This is a genomic window from Zemynaea arenosa (assembly GCF_004614185.1).
Taxonomy (GTDB): Bacteria; Pseudomonadota; Gammaproteobacteria; order Burkholderiales; family Burkholderiaceae_D; genus Telluria; species Telluria arenosa.
The window spans coordinates 1-14,260 of sequence record NZ_SPVF01000121.1 but is presented as its reverse complement, the minus strand read 5'-3'; the positions used below and the strand labels follow the sequence as shown (position 1 = coordinate 14,260).

The window sequence follows — 14,260 nt, the reverse complement described above, 5'->3', positions numbered from 1 at the left end:
GCAGCGCAAACCGCGCCTCGCCGAGCTGCACGACGAGCACTTGCAGCGTGTCCGCGGTCCCGGCCTGCCCGGCAACGGCAGTGGCGCGCGACGCACCGGCTACGCCTGCTGCTTGCGGGCCGGCTCCTTGGCCGGGCGCGGCGGCAGCGGCTGAGGACGGGGGCGGTACCGGCTGCATCTGAAAAGCCTCGTCAGGCGGCCAGCGCGAAGTTGGCGACGGAGGTCTGCAAGTCGCGCGCGGCGAACTGCAGCTGGTGCACGGCTTCGCTGGTCGCCTTGAGCGAGTCGACCGTCTGCTGCGCCGCCTCCGACAGCTGGTTCATGGTCTCGGTGATCTGCTGCGCACCGACGGCCTGCGACTGCATCCCCTGCAGCACCAGGTCGAACTGCCCTGGCAATTTGGCGACCTGGTCGATGACCCCCGCGAGCTGTCCCGACACCGCCCGCACCTCGTCCGTGCTGCGCCGGATTTCTTCCGCAAACTTGTCCATGCCCATCACGCTGGCTGCCACCGCCGACTGCATTTCCTTGAGCATCTGCTCGATGTCCCAGGTCGATACCGAGGTCTGGTCCGCCAGGCGCCGGATCTCGGTGGCCACCACCGCGAACCCACGCCCGGCCTCGCCCGCCTTCTCGGCCTCGATGGCGGCATTCAGCGACAGGATGTTGGTCTGGTCCGCGACCTTGGTGATGGTGGTCAGCACGGCGTTGATGTTGGCCGCCTTGTCCGACAGGGTAGCCAGCTTGCCGCTGATGCTGTCGGTGGCGGCCACCATGCGCGCCATGGTCGCGTCCATGCGGTTCAAATTGTCTTGCGCCCCGGCCGTGACCTGGGTCGTGTAGTCGGCCACCTGGGTCGCCTCCTGCATCGCATGCAGCAGCTGCTGGGTGTTGGCCGAAATTTCGCGGGTGGTCGCCAGCACCTCCACTGTGGTCTGGGCCTGTTCGACGCCGGTCGCCTCCTGCTGCTTGGCCGAGGCGGCGATCTCGGTGGCCGAGGTGGTCACCTGGATGCCGGCCTTCTGCACCATGGCGACCAGCGTGCGCAGCGCCTCGAACATGCTCTGCAGGCCCGCGCCGAGGCGGCCGATGGCATCGTCGCCCTTCACGGTGACCTGTGCGGTGAGGTCGCCCGAGGTGGCGCGCGAGACCGCCGCCAGCAGGGTGTCGACGCCCTCCTGCAAGGCCGCGGTCTGGGCGCGCTCGTTGGCACGCGATTGCTGCACCACATCCGCCATGCGGTTGAATTCGGTGGCCAACTGCCCCAGCTCGTCGCGGGCCTCGACCTTGGCGCGGGCGGTTTCGTTGCCTTCGGCCAGCGCGCGCGAGGCCTGCATCAGGCTCGCCAGGGGGCCGGTGACGGCGCGCGACAGCGCCAGCATGATGGCCAGCGCGCCGAACAGCGCAGCCGCGCCGCCCACCGTCAGCAGCAGCTGCTGGCGATTGTCGAGTTCGAACGAGGTGGCCTTGCGCTGCTCCAGCAGGCGGGTCTCCTCGGCCGCGATCTCGTCGATGAGCGAGCGCACTGTGGCCAGGGTGCGGGCGCCGCGTGCGATCTCGGCGTCGATCACGGATTGCGTGGGCACCACGCCGCGCCTGGTCTGGCTACGGCGGTCCGCGATCTGGGTCACGACCACCTCGTTGAGCCAGCCTTCCACGACCGGGCTGAGGCGGCGAAGGCGGTCCTGCTGGTTGGCATTGTCGCTGGTGAGGGCGAGGGCGCGGCGCAGGTGGGCGTGGGCGGCATCGCGTTCGGCGTCGAGGGTGGTGAGCAGGCGTTCGTCGCCGGTCAGCACGAAGCCGCGCACCGAGGCCTGGACTTGCAGCAGCGAGGTGGTGATCCGGTTGGTCTCCAGCAGCACCTCCATGGTGTGGAGGTTCCAGCTGTTGGCCTTGGAGAGCTGCTGGAAGTTGCTGTAGGCGGACCCGAGCAGCAGGACGAGGATCACGGCGGCGGCGCCAAAACCGAAATGAAGTTTGCGGCGGATGCTGAGGTCCTGGAACATGGGCTCTCCGGAAAATAACAGGTAGGCCAAATGTAACATTTTTGCGGCGGAGTGCGCCGCAAGACAGGCGGTGTCCAGGGGGCTGGAAAAGAAAAAGCGCCCCGGAGGGCGCTTGGCGATGCTGTGGGGCGGGCTCGGAGCCCGCCCGTATTTACTTGCGCTTGGCGCGCGCCACCGCGGCGATGCGCATGCGCAGCGCGTTCAGCTTGATGAAGCCGCCCGCATCCGCCTGGTTGTAGGCGCCGCCGTCTTCGTCGAAGGTGGCGATGTTCTTGTCGAACAGCGAATCGGTCTTCGAATCGCGGGCCACCACGATGACGTTGCCCTTGTACAGCTTCACGCGCACCCAGCCGTTCACGCTCTGCTGGGTGTGGTCGATCAGCACCTGCAGGGCGCGGCGCTCCGGCGACCACCAGTAGCCGTTGTAGATCATCGAGGCGTAGCGCGGCATCAGGTCGTCCTTCAGGTGCGCCACTTCGCGGTCCAGGGTGATCGACTCGATCGCGCGGTGGGCGCGCAGCATGATGGTGCCGCCCGGGGTCTCGTAGCAGCCGCGCGACTTCATGCCGACGTAGCGGTTCTCGACCAGGTCCAGGCGGCCGATGCCGTGCTTGCCGCCCAGGCGGTTCAGCTCGGTCAGCACGGCGGCCGGGGACAGGCGCTTGCCGTTCAGGCCGACGATGTCGCCCTGCTCGAATTCGAGGTCCAGGTACTCGGCTTCGTCCGGGGCCGCTTCCGGGCTCACGGTCCAGCGCCACATGGCCTCTTCGGCTTCCGCTTCCGGGTTCTCCAGGTGGCGGCCTTCGAAGGAGATGTGCAGCAGGTTGGCGTCCATCGAGTAGGGCGCGCCGCCGTTCTTGTGCTTCATGTCGATGTCGATGCCCGCGTCTTCCGCGTACTTGAGCAGCTTCTCGCGGGACAGCAGGTCCCACTCGCGCCACGGGGCGATGATCTTGACGTCCGGCTTGAGCGCGTACGCGCCCAGCTCGAAGCGGACCTGGTCGTTGCCCTTGCCGGTGGCGCCGTGCGAGATGGCGTCGGCGCCGGTCTGGTTGGCGATCTCGATCAGGCGCTTGGCGATCAGCGGACGGGCAATCGAGGTGCCCAGCAGGTATTCGCCTTCGTATACGGTGTTGGCGCGGAACATCGGGAACACGAAGTCGCGCACGAATTCCTCGCGCACGTCGTCGATGAAGATGTTTTCCGGCTTGATGCCGAACTTGAGCGCCTTGGCGCGGGCCGGCTCCAGCTCTTCACCCTGGCCCAGGTCCGCGGTGAAGGTGACGATCTCGCAGTGGTAGTGGTCCTGCAGCCATTTCAGGATGACGGAGGTGTCCAGGCCGCCCGAATAGGCGAGGACGACTTTTTGAATGTCGCTCATGGTTCAGTTTTCCAGTTGTCCAAGTAAGAGGTATTCGATCAGGGCCTTCTGCACGTGCAGGCGGTTTTCCGCTTCGTCCCAGACCACCGACTGCGGGCCATCGATCACCGAGGCCGCCACTTCCTCGCCGCGGTGGGCGGGCAGGCAGTGCATGAACAGCGCATCCTTGTGGGCGCGCGCCATTTTCTCGTCGTCGACCATGAAGCCCGCGAAGGCCTTGATGCGCTCCGCGTTTTCCTTCTCGTAGCCCATGCTGGTCCAGACGTCGGTGTTGACCAGGTCCGCGCCCGCGCAGGCGTCGGAGGGGTTCTCGAAGAAGGTGTAGCGATCGGTCTGCACCAGGCTCATATCCATGTCGTAGCCCTTGGGCGTGGACACGTTCAGGTGGAAGCCGAACACTTCGGCCGCCTGCAGCCAGGAGTACAGCATGTTGTTGGCGTCGCCGACCCAGGCCACGGTCTTGCCGGTGATGGAGCCGCGGTGCTCCCAGTAGGTGTAGATGTCGGCCAGCACCTGGCAGGGGTGGTGCTCGTTGGTCAGGCCGTTGATGACCGGGACGCGCGAGTGGGCCGCGAAGCGCTCGATGATCTCCTGGCCGAAGGTGCGCACCATGATGATGTCGCACATGCGGGACATGACCTGGCCGGCGTCCTCGACCGGTTCGCCGCGGCCCAGCTGCGAGTCGCGCGTGTTCAGGTAGATGGCCGCGCCGCCCAGCTGGTGCATGCCGGCTTCGAAGGAGAGGCGGGTGCGGGTGGAGTTCTTTTCGAAGACCATGACCAGGGTGCGGTCGACCAGCGGGTGGTACACCTCGTAGTTCTTGAACTTGCGCTTGATGACGCTGGCGCGTTCGATCACGTATTCGAATTCCGCGCGGGTGAAGTCGGAGAACTGGAGGAAGTGCTTGATCGGCTTGGCCGTGGGGTTCGATGTGGAAGTCATATAGACAAGTGCGGCGTTCAAACGCAAATAGCGCGCAAGGGTGCACGCGTGCGGATGGGCGGTGTGTTATCCGGTCAATTATACGGGTTTTACGCCCGGCGCGGGCGCTGCCGCTGTTCCGCCCGCTACCGCCTTTCCTACCCTTGTACGCCGGGGTACGTCCCCGGTGTGGAATGTTCAGCTGGGACCGCTACGACGATTCCTACAGCTGTACGCCGGGGTACGTCCCCGGTGTGGAATGTTCAGCTGAGGCTGCTACGCCGATTCCTACGAGGGTCAGTACAAGGTTTGGGCCGATTCGTGCAGCAGCTGGCCGTAGAGCTGGTGGCGCATGCGGGCGATCTGGCCGGCCTCGACCGCCTGCAGCACCGCGCATTGCGGCTCGGCCAGGTGGCGGCAGTTGTAGAACTTGCAGCCGCCAAGGTGCGGGCCGAACTCGCGGAAGGCGCGCTCCAGCTGGCCTTCGGACAGGTGGTAGAGGCCGAACTCCTGGAAGCCGGGCGAATCGATCACCGTGCCGCCGCCACGCTCTTCCGGCAGGTGGTACAGGCGGGTGAAAGTGGTGGTGTGCTTGCCGGTGTCCAGCGCCGCGGAGATCTCGCGGGTGGCGATGTCGGCATCCGGCACCAGCAGGTTGATCAGCGAGGACTTGCCCATGCCGGACTGGCCGATGAAGATGGACGACTGGCCGGCCAGCAGCGGCGTCAGCGCCGCCACCGTTTCTTCGGGATGCGCGCGCGCCGACACCTCGTGCACCGGGTAGCCGATCGCGGCGTACACGCCGGCGCGCTCGCGGGCGCGCGGCAGCTGCTCGGCCACGTCGGTCTTGTTGAGGATGAGGTGGGCGTCGACCCCGGCCGCCTCGGCGGCGACCAGCGAGCGGGAGACCAGATCGTCCGCGAAGGACGGCTCGGTCGCCACCACGATGAACAGGCGGGTGACGTTGGCGGCCAGCAGCTTGCTCTTGTACTGGTCCGAGCGGTAGAGCAGGGTGGCGCGGTCCTCGATCTGTTCGATCACGGCCTGGTCGGCCGAGGTGCGCACGACACGCACGCGGTCGCCGACCGCCACGTTGGATTTTTTGCCGCGGGTGACGCATTGGAGGCGCGCGCCGTCGGCTTCGGACTCGGCCAGGTAGTGGCGGCCGTGGGCGGCGATGATGAGCGCGTGCAGCGCCCCGCCGGTGCCGGCAACCGGCTGGCCGCCCTGGCCCTTCGCGCCTGGCGCGCGGCTCATGCGCCGCACCGCTGCGCGTACAGCGCGTTGGCCTTGGCCGCGCAGATGAAGTCGTTCAGGGTCAGCGCGTTGCCCGCCGAGTGGGTCTGCCACTTCACGATGCAGTTCTTGTAGGTGACGGTCAGCTCGGGGTGGTGGTCTTCCTGGCGCACCATCCAGGCCAGCGCGTTGACGAAGGCGAGGGTTTCGTCATAGTCGGCGAAGGCAAAGTCGCGGCACAGCACGCCGCCGTGGACCGCAAAGCCCGCCACCTGGGGCAGGAGGGCGGTGATATCCGCTTCCGGCAGGGCCTCCGCACTGTGGGCGCATTTTTGCTCGAGGAGATTCACGCGGCCACTCCCAGCTGGCGGATGCGCACCGAGGCCGGCGGGTGCGAATCGTAGAAGGCCGAGTGCAGCGGGTCGGGCGTCAGGGTCGAGGCGTTGTCCTCGTACATCTTGACCAGGGCGGAGACCAGGTCGGCGGCCTTGGTGTGGGTGGCGGCGAAGGCATCCGCCTCGAACTCGTGCTTGCGCGAGGACAGCGAGCTCAATGGCGAGAGCACGAAAGTGAACACCGGCAGCACCAGCATGAACAGGATCAGCGCCAGCGCGTCGTTGCTGCCGTTGAGGATGGGCTCGACGCCGAGGCCCACGTAGAACCACGCCTGCCCCTTGAGCCAGCCGAGCAGTGCCAGCAGGCCCAGCGACAGCGCGAACATCAGTGCGATGCGCTTGACGATGTGGCGCAGCTTGAAGTGACCGAGTTCGTGCGCCAGCACCGCCTCGATCTCCTGCGGCGCCAGGCGCGCCAGCAAGGTGTCGAAGAACACGATCCGCTTGTTGCTGCCGAAGCCGGAGAAGTAGGCGTTGCCGTGCGCGCTGCGCTTGGAGCCGTCCATCACGAACAGCCCCTTGGAGGCGAAGCCGACGCGCGCCATCAGCCCTTCGATCCGGGTCTTCAGCGCGTCGTCCGCGAGCGGGGTGAATTTGTTGAACAGCGGCGCGATGACGGTCGGGTAGAGCACCATCACCAGCAGCTGGAAGCCGCTCCACACCAGCCAGGCGTACAGCCACCATAGCGGGCCGGTCTGGGACATCAGGGTCAGCACGACCCACAGCAGTGGCAGGCCGAGCAGGGCGCCGACCAGCACGCCCTTGACCTGGTCCGCGAAGAACAGGCCGGGCGTCATCTTGTTGAAGCCGAAGCGCTCCTCCAGGCGGAACTGGCGCACGTAGTCGAACGGCAGGTCCAGCAGGCCCGAGATGCAGGCGAACGCCACGACCAGCAGCATCTGATATAGCATCCCATGCCCGGCCACGCCCTGCAGCGCCTGCGACAGCGCCTGCAGGCCGCCGAGCAGGGTGAAGCCGATCAGTATCACGCCGCTGTAGAACATGTGGGTGAGGCCGAAGCGGGTGCGCGCAACCGTGTAGTCGGCCGCCTTCTGGTGGGCGGCGAGCGGGATGGTGGCGGCGAATTCGGCCGGGACCGCATCGCGATGGGCGCGCACGTGCCGGATGTGGCGCTGGGCCAGCCAGAAGCGCAGGGCCAGGGTGGCCAGGAAGACGGTGGCGAACAAAACCGAGAAGCTGAGTGAATCCATGCTGAGCCTGTGAGAAAATGGCGCCTTTGCGATCTTTGATCTGGCTACCACGAGAGACTTCGAATTATGTCACAAGCGACCGATACCCCCGTCCCCAGCGCCCCGGCGCACGCCCCGAACGAGTTCAACCTGGTGTGGGTGGACATGGAGATGACCGGGCTCGATCCGGACACCGACAAGATCATCGAGGTGGCGGTGGTGGTGACGGACATGCACCTGAACGTGCTGGCCGAGGGGCCGGTGTTCGCGATTCACCAGAGCGACGCGGTGCTGGACGGCATGGACGCGTGGAACAAGGGCACGCACGGGCGCTCGGGGCTGATCGACCGCGTCAAGGCGTCGACCGTGACCGAGGCGGATGCGGAGACGGCGCTGATCGCCTTCCTGAAGAATTTCGTGCCGGCGGGGAAGAGCCCGATGTGCGGGAACACCATCTGCCAGGACCGCCGCTTCATGGCGCGCGGGATGCCGAAGCTGGAGGCGTTCTTCCATTACCGGAACCTGGACGTGTCGACCTTGAAGGAGCTGTGCCGGCGCTGGAAGCCGGCGCTGGCGTCCGGGTTCAAGAAACACCAGAAGCACACGGCGCTGGCGGACATCCTGGAGTCGGTCGAGGAGCTGAAGTATTACCGCGAGCATTTCATCAAGCTCGATTGAGGGGCGCTTGAGAGGTGAGTCATGACTGATCCGCTGCACATCGTTTGTCCGCACTGCGATGCGGTCAACCGCCTGGCCGCCGCCCGGCTGGCCGATGCGCCGACCTGTGGGCGGTGCAGCAAAGCCCTGTTCACCGGGGCCCCGCTGGAAGTGGACGCGGCCCGCTTCGAGAAGCACCTTACGCGCAACGACATCCCCGTGCTGGTCGACTTCTGGGCCCCGTGGTGCGGCCCTTGCCGCATGATGGCGCCCGCGTATGCCCAGGCCGCTGCACGCCTGGAGCCGCAGGTGCGCCTGCTGAAGGTGGACACCGAAGCCGTACCCGCCCTGGGCGCCCGCTACGCCATCCGCAGCATCCCGACTCTCGCGCTGTTCCGCGCCGGCCGCGAACTCGCCCGCCAGCCCGGCGCCATGGACACCGGCAACATCGTCGCCTGGACCCGGCGCGCCGCCGGACTCTAGGGGCTGGTGCCAGCCGGCGCGGCGGTCGGGCAGGCCACGGGCTGGCCGGTCGGGCTGTAGGCGAGCGGCACGAAAGCAAAGCCCTGGCCCGCGCGCCGCACATGGCCGACGCCGGGAAAGGGCAAGTGGGCGCCCGCGACCAAGGCGCAGTGGTCGGCGGCGTCCTCCAGGCTGCGGCGCCGTTCGGCTTGCGCGGCCGCCGGGACATAGTCGTAGCGGATGGTCGCTTGAGGGTAGGGGAATTGCAGGGCGCCCAGGTGGATCTGGTCGCCGATCAGCAGCAGGCGCTTGCCGCCGGCCTGCAGGACGTACGCGGTGTGGCCCGGGGTATGGCCGTGGCCGGCGATGGCACGCAGGCCGCCTTCGAAAGCCATGTCGCCCTCGAAGGTCTGGAACTTCCGTGCGGCCTGGTAGGGCGCCAGGCGGGCCCGCGCCGTCTGGTACAGCTCGCGGCGCTGCGGCGCGGCGCGGGCCTCCTCGGCGGGATCGAGCCAGTGCTCCGCTTCGCGCCGGTTGACGAACACGGTCGCATTCGGATACAGGCGCCGCCCCTGCTGGGTGAGGCCGCCAATGTGATCGCCGTGCATATGGGTGATGTAGATGGCGTCCACCTGCTCGGGCGTGTGGCCGGCCGCGCGCAGATTGGCCTCCAGGCGGCCGAGCGTGGGCACCAGGTCGCCGCCGCCGGCATCGACGAGCAGCAGGCGGGCCCCGGTGTTGATCAGGAAGGCGTTATGGCTCGTCTCGACCGGGCTGGTCAGGAATGCCGCGGTGAGGGCCTGGCGCACCTGCTGGGGCGTGGCGTGGCGCATGTCGTCCCCCGCCGCAATGGGCATGGACCCATCGTTCAAGACCGTGACCTCGGCCGTCCCGAGGTGGAAGCGGAACACCGCCGGAGGCGCGACCTGGCCGAGGGGCGCGGCGGCGCGGCCCAGGTGGGCGGTCAGGAGGAGGGTGAGGAGGAGGGCGAGCCGCATGGAGTCCTTTCTGGCGCGGGGCCGCGATGGCGGGAACCGGTGGCCCCCCCGCATGGGCCTCCGGCACACGCAAGTATAACTGTCAACCCTGAAGGTCAACTGAAGAGCGCCGTCTTGGGCCGCCTCAACCCCGGGGTCAGGCCTCACTTTCCCAGTGAGGCCTGACCCCAGCCACTTGTCCACAGATTATCCACAGATATCTCACTCTACGCTGTTGCCGCTCGGTAAGGTGGGGCCTGACCCCAGCCGGAAGCGGGGAGGCCTGACCCCATCTGAGAGAGCGCAAGGGAGGGTGATGCTGCACTGCGCAAAAGTTGCTGGTAAAATGCGCCTTTTCCCGATTGCCGAGTGACACCGTGAAGCGCTGGTTGCTGTCCTTCCTGCCGAGCCCTGGAACCGTGTCGCGCACTGAACAGATGCGCGGGGTGATGGGGGCGCTCGTCGGGCTGGCGGTCACCCTGCTACTGGCGGGGCCGGCGCTGGCGCACTTCGGGGCGGCCGGGTCGATGCTGATTGCGCCCATGGGGGCGTCGGCGGTGCTGCTGTTCTGCGTGCCGGCCAGTCCGCTCGCGCAGCCGTGGTCGATTGTCGGCGGCAACCTGGTCGCCAGCCTCGTCGGTGTGACGTGCGCGCTCTGGCTCCCCGTGGCGGTGGCGGCGCCCGTTGCGGTGGCGCTCGCCATTGCACTCATGTTTCCGCTGCGCTGCCTGCATCCGCCCTCGGGCGCGGTGGCGCTGACCACGGTGGTCGGCGGGTCGGCCGTGCATGCGGCCGGGTATGGCTTCGTGCTGGCGCCGGTGCTGCTGCAGTCGGGGCTGCTGGCGGCCGCTGCGCTCGTCTATAACCGGGCGCTGGGGCGGCGCTATCCGCATCGGGTCCTGCCCGTGCTGTTGGGCGCGCATGCGACCAGGGATCCGGCACCCACGGCGCGCCTCGGCTTCACGGCGGGCGACCTCGATGCGGTGCTGCGCCGCTACGGCCAGGTGCTGGATGTGAGCGCGGACGATCTCGCCGAACTGTTCCTGGCGGCGGAGGCGCAAGCCTACGCGCGCCGCTTCGGGCCGGCGTCGTGCCGCGACATCATGTCCACCGATGTGGTCACCGTCCGCGCCGACACCTCGCTGGCCGAGGCCTGGCTAGAGATGCGCGCGCACCGCGTGCACGCGCTGCCGGTGCTGGATGCGCGCCGCCATCTGGTTGGCATCGTGGTCCAGAGCGACCTGCTGCGCGACCGCACCCTGGATGCCTACGGCACCGGCCGCGGCCGCCTGAAGGCGATGCTGCGCGCCCCCTTCCAAGGGCCGGGCCGCACCGTGGCCGATGTCATGACCCGTCAGGTGCGCAGCGTGCGCGCCGATCTGCCGATGGCGGAACTGGTGCCGATGATGGCCAACACCGGGTATCACCACCTGCCGGTGCTGGAGGCGGACGGCCGCTTCGCCGGCCTGGTCACGCAGTCGGACGTGCTGGCGGCGGTCTATGAGCACCGCCTCGCGGAGCCGGCCGCCGCCTGAGCCGCAGACTCACTCCAGCGTCAACTGCCAGGACACGCCGAAGCGGTCCTGCACCCACCCGAACAGGCGCGAGAATCCGTAGTCCCCGACCGGCATCAGCGCGAGGCCGCCCTGGCCCAGCGCGTCGGCCAGCCGCCGCAGTTCGGCCTCGTCCTCGCATTTCACGTACAGCGACTGCGACGGCGTGAAGCCGAACGCGTGCTGAATGGGGCTGTCGCTGGCGTACACCGTCTGCCCGGCCAGCTCGCACGCCGCCAGCATCACGCTGCCTGCGCGCGCCGCGCCGCCGGGGCCGTCCGCGCCCCAGCGTTGCAGCGCGACGATGCGCGCGCCCGGGAACAGGCTGACGTAGAAGGTCAGCGCCTCCTCGGCCTGCGCGGGGCCGCCGCCGGGGAACATCAAAAAGGGATGAAGCGCGTGTGCCATGGGCAGGTCTCCTCAGGAATCCACGTGCGCGGCCAGCCGGGCCAGGGCGTCGTCCCACTGGCCGGCCACGAAGTCGAGATAGGCGCGCGCTTCGCGCAGGCGCGCCGCGTCCGCCTCGTACAGGGTGGCGCGGCCGGCCCGCATGCTCTTCACCAGCTGCACTTCTTCCAGCGCGTGCAGGTGCTTGGTGACGGCCTGGCGGGTGAGGTCGGCGCCCTCGGTCAGCTCGGCGATGGACAGCGCGGGCCCGACCACCAGCCGGTCCAGCAGGTACAGGCGGGTCGGGTCGCCCAGCGCCGCGAACACGGCCGCCTGACGCGCGCGGCTGGTCAGGTCAGCGGTCGACATGGTCGGAAATGTTCTGCATTTGAATGGTCCAGCCGCCTTCGTTCATGCGCAGGGCGGTGAAGCGGCGCGCCTCGGGCAGGGCGTCGAAGCCGGACTCGACCACCGTCAGCCGGGTCCCGCTGCCGTGCGGCTCCAGCGTGAATTCGACCGTGGTTTGCGGCTCGCTGGCGTAGTCATAGTCCGGCTCGACGGCGTAGGGATGCCAGGTGAAAGCCAGCCGCCGTTCCGGCTCGATGGCCGTCACGACCGCCGTCCAGCGGCAGTGCTCATAGCCGGGGTAGGTGATGTGGCCGGTGGACACCTCGCCCACGCGAAACGGCCCGTCCAGCTTGACGCGGAACCAGGTGCCGAATTCCTCGTGGTCGGACAGGGCGCGCCACACCCGGGCGGGCGCGGCTTTCAGGTCGATGCTTTTTTCGATGCGGTCTGTGCTCATGATATGCAACCTCCTGGTTGCATATTAAGCCGCCTGCGAAGAATATGCAACCAAAAGGTTGCATATCACGCGGCGATCAGTTCTCCGCGCCGTGGCACTTCTTGTACTTGCGTCCGCTTCCGCAGGGGCAGTCGTCGTTGCGGCCGACTTTGGGCTCGTCGCGCTTGACGGTCTCGACCGGTGCCTTGCGGCGTGGCAGCCAGAAGCGGTGGATCAGCGGCACGTTGGCCTCGACTTCCAGCGCCAGCTTGTGCGCGCTGACCGGGTCCTCGACCAGCGGCAGGTCGGCTTCTTCGATCTCATCGGCGCCCAGCAGGTCGATCGGGCGCATCAGGTCGGCCTGGTCCGAGTCGTAGAGCACGCTCCAGGCATCGGCGCGCAGCTCCAGGCCTTCCTGGAAGCCCCAGCACCAGGACTCGGCGTCGATCAGCATCTCGCCCTCGTGCTCGCGCTCGACGAACAGCGGCTCGTAATCCTTGGGCGCAACCTCGAAGGTGATCAGGATCTCGTTCATGAAGCGCATGATCAGGTTAACGATGCGCTCCTCCTCCTTGGGCGTGGTGAACTTCGGGCCCTGCTGCGGGTCCTCGCCCCACACGCGCGGCAGCCACTCGGCGGGCAGCACGGTCTCGGGGCCGATCGCGATGGCGGTCAGGTAGCCGTGCAGCATGTCCATGGTCATCGCGTCCTCGGGGCAGCGGCCGGACAGCAGGAACTGGTCGAGGGAGTCGAATTCTTTGTCGGAGAGGGGCTGGTCGAGGTGCATGGCGGGGCGGGGAAGGGGAAGCAAACGGACAGTTTACCGCACCGCGCCGTACAATGACAGGATGAACGCCCAGCCCCATCCCTTTTCCGCCCTCTCGCCCGACTGTGTCCTCGATGCGCTCGAGGCCGTCGGCCTGCGCGGGGACGGGCGGCTGCTGGCGCTGAACAGCTACGAGAACCGGGTGTACCAGGTGGGCATGGAAGAGGGCCCGCCGGTGGTGGCCAAGTTCTACCGGCCGGGGCGCTGGACCAACGCCGCCATTCTCGAAGAGCACGCCTTCGCGCAGGCGCTGGCAGAGGCCGAGATTCCGGCCGTGCCCGCCCAGGTGATCCATGGGCAGACGCTGCACGAATTCGGCGGCTTCCGCTTTGCCGTGTTCGCGCGGCGCGGCGGGCGGGCGCCGGAACTGGACGATCCGCTGACCCTGGAATGGATCGGCCGCTTCATCGGCCGCATCCACGCGGTGGGCGCGCAGGCGGCCTTCACCGAACGCCCGACGCTGGACCCCGACACCTACGGACGCGAGGCGCGCGACTTCCTGCTGGCCGGCGCCTGGCTGCCGCCCGAGCTGGTCGCTCCCTACACCGCCGCGGTCGACCAGGCCCTGGACGGCGTGGCCCGCTGCTGGGAGCGCGCCGGCGACATCGGCGCCATCCGCCTGCACGGCGATTGCCATGCCGGCAACGTCCTGTGGACCGATGCCGGCCCGCACTTCGTCGACTTCGACGACGCCCGCATGGGCCCGCCGCTGCAGGACCTGTGGATGCTGCTGTCCGGCGACCGCCGCGACATGCTGCGCCAGCTGGGCGACCTGCTGGCCGGCTACGAAGCCTTCTGCGACTTCGCCCCGCGCCAGCTGTACCTGCTGGAAGCGCTGCGCACGCTGCGCCTGGTCTACTACTCGGCCTGGCTGGCGCGCCGCTGGGACGACCCCGCCTTCCCGGCCGCCTTCCCCTGGTTCAACACCCAACGCTATTGGGAAGAGCGCATCCTCGAGCTGCGCGAGCAGATCGGCGCGATGGACGAGCCCCCGCTCTGGCCGCTGTAATTCCGCCAACTCCGTCCTTGCTCGGAATCCGCTGTCGCGCCCCTGCGCCGATTCCTACCCCTGTACGCCGGGGACGTACCCCGCCTGACAAGCGTAGGATTCGTCCGCCCCGCGCCTCGCGCCGACAATTCCTACACCTGTACGCCGGGGACGTACCCCGCCCTAGAGCTGTAGGAAAGAGCTGAATAAGCGGCCTTTTCCCCCTTTGCTCACCGCCCGGCCCGCGCGCGGGGAGGCCGATAATCGTCGGCATGCTCCCTCACTCCTCGCCCGCCATGGACACCTCCGACGACCTGACCCTCTCCGCGCCCGCCGCTGACGCTGCCGCTCCGGCCACCACCCGCGTGGGCTTGTCCGATATCCGCGAAGCGATCGCCCGGGTCGAGGCCGAAGCGAAGGCATCCTGCGCCGCCGAGAGCCGCGCCTCCGCCGAAGCGCGGGCCCGCGCCCTGGCCGAGGAGCGCGCCGCCCTCGAT

Annotated in this window: 15 protein-coding genes and 1 pseudogene; 5 read left to right on the top strand and 11 right to left on the bottom strand. The window is 68.2% G+C overall.

The features are described from left to right. Nucleotides 1-191: 191 nt before the first annotated feature. The 6 genes from E4L96_RS09020 to E4L96_RS08995 all read right to left on the bottom strand — a co-directional run bounded on the left by E4L96_RS09020 (nt 192) and on the right by E4L96_RS08995 (nt 7,150). Complete coding sequence (locus E4L96_RS09020; protein WP_135206883.1) at nt 192-2,006, bottom strand: methyl-accepting chemotaxis protein; 1,815 nt, start codon at nt 2,004-2,006, stop codon at nt 192-194. 151 nt (nt 2,007-2,157) lie between these two features. Continuing rightward, nucleotides 2,158-3,387: an argininosuccinate synthase gene (locus E4L96_RS09015; protein ID WP_135206882.1), complete on the bottom strand. Its 1,230-nt coding sequence runs from the start codon at nt 3,385-3,387 to the stop codon at nt 2,158-2,160. A 3-nt stretch (nt 3,388-3,390) separates the two neighbouring features. After that, entirely contained in the window at nt 3,391-4,329 is a 939-nt protein-coding gene (gene argF / locus E4L96_RS09010) for an ornithine carbamoyltransferase (RefSeq protein ID WP_135206881.1), read from the bottom strand. Nucleotides 4,330-4,605: 276 nt separating this feature from the next. After that, nucleotides 4,606-5,565, bottom strand: a complete 960-nt coding sequence (rsgA, locus tag E4L96_RS09005; RefSeq protein ID WP_135206880.1) for a ribosome small subunit-dependent GTPase A — start codon at nt 5,563-5,565, stop codon at nt 4,606-4,608. Then, complete coding sequence (locus E4L96_RS09000) at nt 5,562-5,894, bottom strand: 4a-hydroxytetrahydrobiopterin dehydratase (RefSeq protein WP_135206879.1); 333 nt, start codon at nt 5,892-5,894, stop codon at nt 5,562-5,564. Before E4L96_RS09000 ends, rsgA begins: the two co-directional genes overlap by 4 nt. Then, nucleotides 5,891-7,150 (bottom strand): M48 family metallopeptidase, encoded by a 1,260-nt coding sequence (locus tag E4L96_RS08995; protein WP_135206878.1) that lies wholly within the window; start codon nt 7,148-7,150, stop codon nt 5,891-5,893. The genes E4L96_RS09000 and E4L96_RS08995 overlap by 4 nt, the downstream gene beginning before the upstream one ends. Nucleotides 7,151-7,216: 66 nt before the next feature. Between E4L96_RS08995 and orn the strand changes: the two genes are divergently transcribed. Continuing rightward, on the top strand, nt 7,217-7,807 hold the full coding sequence (gene orn, locus E4L96_RS08990; protein WP_135206877.1) for an oligoribonuclease: 591 nt from the start codon (nt 7,217-7,219) through the stop codon (nt 7,805-7,807). A 21-nt stretch (nt 7,808-7,828) separates the two neighbouring features. Further along, complete coding sequence (gene trxC, locus E4L96_RS08985; protein ID WP_135206876.1) at nt 7,829-8,269, top strand: thioredoxin TrxC; 441 nt, start codon at nt 7,829-7,831, stop codon at nt 8,267-8,269. Here the strand turns inward: trxC and E4L96_RS08980 are convergent. Then, nucleotides 8,266-9,246, bottom strand: coding sequence for an MBL fold metallo-hydrolase (locus E4L96_RS08980; RefSeq protein WP_167758642.1), 981 nt, complete (start codon nt 9,244-9,246; stop codon nt 8,266-8,268). The two genes, trxC and E4L96_RS08980, sit on opposite strands and share 4 nt — an antisense overlap. Nucleotides 9,247-9,602: 356 nt before the next feature. On the opposite strand from E4L96_RS08980, the gene E4L96_RS08975 reads away from it, so the two are divergent. Beyond that, complete coding sequence (locus E4L96_RS08975; protein ID WP_229414331.1) at nt 9,603-10,760, top strand: HPP family protein; 1,158 nt, start codon at nt 9,603-9,605, stop codon at nt 10,758-10,760. A gap of 9 nt (nt 10,761-10,769) precedes the next feature. Here E4L96_RS08975 and E4L96_RS08970 read toward each other — a convergent pair whose 3' ends face one another. From E4L96_RS08970 to E4L96_RS08955, 4 genes are all read right to left on the bottom strand, one after another. Then, nucleotides 10,770-11,186 (bottom strand): VOC family protein, encoded by a 417-nt coding sequence (locus E4L96_RS08970; RefSeq protein WP_135206874.1) that lies wholly within the window; start codon nt 11,184-11,186, stop codon nt 10,770-10,772. A 12-nt stretch (nt 11,187-11,198) separates the two neighbouring features. After that, entirely contained in the window at nt 11,199-11,534 is a 336-nt protein-coding gene (locus tag E4L96_RS08965) for an ArsR/SmtB family transcription factor (protein WP_135206873.1), read from the bottom strand. After that, nucleotides 11,521-11,970, bottom strand: coding sequence for an SRPBCC family protein (locus E4L96_RS08960; protein ID WP_135206872.1), 450 nt, complete (start codon nt 11,968-11,970; stop codon nt 11,521-11,523). The genes E4L96_RS08965 and E4L96_RS08960 overlap by 14 nt, the downstream gene beginning before the upstream one ends. Nucleotides 11,971-12,046: 76 nt before the next feature. After that, nucleotides 12,047-12,736, bottom strand: a complete 690-nt coding sequence (locus tag E4L96_RS08955) for a UPF0149 family protein (protein ID WP_135206871.1) — start codon at nt 12,734-12,736, stop codon at nt 12,047-12,049. A gap of 61 nt (nt 12,737-12,797) precedes the next feature. Between E4L96_RS08955 and E4L96_RS08950 the strand changes: the two genes are divergently transcribed. Next, nucleotides 12,798-13,784 (top strand): serine/threonine protein kinase, encoded by a 987-nt coding sequence (locus E4L96_RS08950; RefSeq protein WP_135206870.1) that lies wholly within the window; start codon nt 12,798-12,800, stop codon nt 13,782-13,784. 251 nt (nt 13,785-14,035) lie between these two features. Further along, nucleotides 14,036-14,260: pseudogene (locus tag E4L96_RS08945) on the top strand (hypothetical protein); the annotation flags it as partial.

Bases quoted from the DNA above. Each gene is read 5' to 3' on its own strand.
- trxC (WP_135206876.1), top strand. From the start codon at position 7,829: ATGACTGATCCGCTGCACATCGTTTGTCCGCACTGCGATGCGGTCAAC.
- orn (WP_135206877.1), top strand. From the start codon at position 7,217: ATGTCACAAGCGACCGATACCCCCGTCCCCAGCGCCCCGGCGCACGCC.
- E4L96_RS08950 (WP_135206870.1), top strand. From the start codon at position 12,798: ATGAACGCCCAGCCCCATCCCTTTTCCGCCCTCTCGCCCGACTGTGTC.
- E4L96_RS08995 (WP_135206878.1), bottom strand. From the start codon at position 7,150: ATGGATTCACTCAGCTTCTCGGTTTTGTTCGCCACCGTCTTCCTGGCC.
- E4L96_RS08970 (WP_135206874.1), bottom strand. From the start codon at position 11,186: ATGGCACACGCGCTTCATCCCTTTTTGATGTTCCCCGGCGGCGGCCCC.
- E4L96_RS09015 (WP_135206882.1), bottom strand. From the start codon at position 3,387: ATGAGCGACATTCAAAAAGTCGTCCTCGCCTATTCGGGCGGCCTGGAC.
- E4L96_RS08960 (WP_135206872.1), bottom strand. From the start codon at position 11,970: ATGAGCACAGACCGCATCGAAAAAAGCATCGACCTGAAAGCCGCGCCC.
- E4L96_RS09020 (WP_135206883.1), bottom strand. From the start codon at position 2,006: ATGTTCCAGGACCTCAGCATCCGCCGCAAACTTCATTTCGGTTTTGGC.
- argF (WP_135206881.1), bottom strand. From the start codon at position 4,329: ATGACTTCCACATCGAACCCCACGGCCAAGCCGATCAAGCACTTCCTC.
- E4L96_RS08980 (WP_167758642.1), bottom strand. From the start codon at position 9,246: ATGCGGCTCGCCCTCCTCCTCACCCTCCTCCTGACCGCCCACCTGGGC.
- E4L96_RS08965 (WP_135206873.1), bottom strand. From the start codon at position 11,534: ATGTCGACCGCTGACCTGACCAGCCGCGCGCGTCAGGCGGCCGTGTTC.
- E4L96_RS08955 (WP_135206871.1), bottom strand. From the start codon at position 12,736: ATGCACCTCGACCAGCCCCTCTCCGACAAAGAATTCGACTCCCTCGAC.
- rsgA (WP_135206880.1), bottom strand. From the start codon at position 5,565: ATGAGCCGCGCGCCAGGCGCGAAGGGCCAGGGCGGCCAGCCGGTTGCC.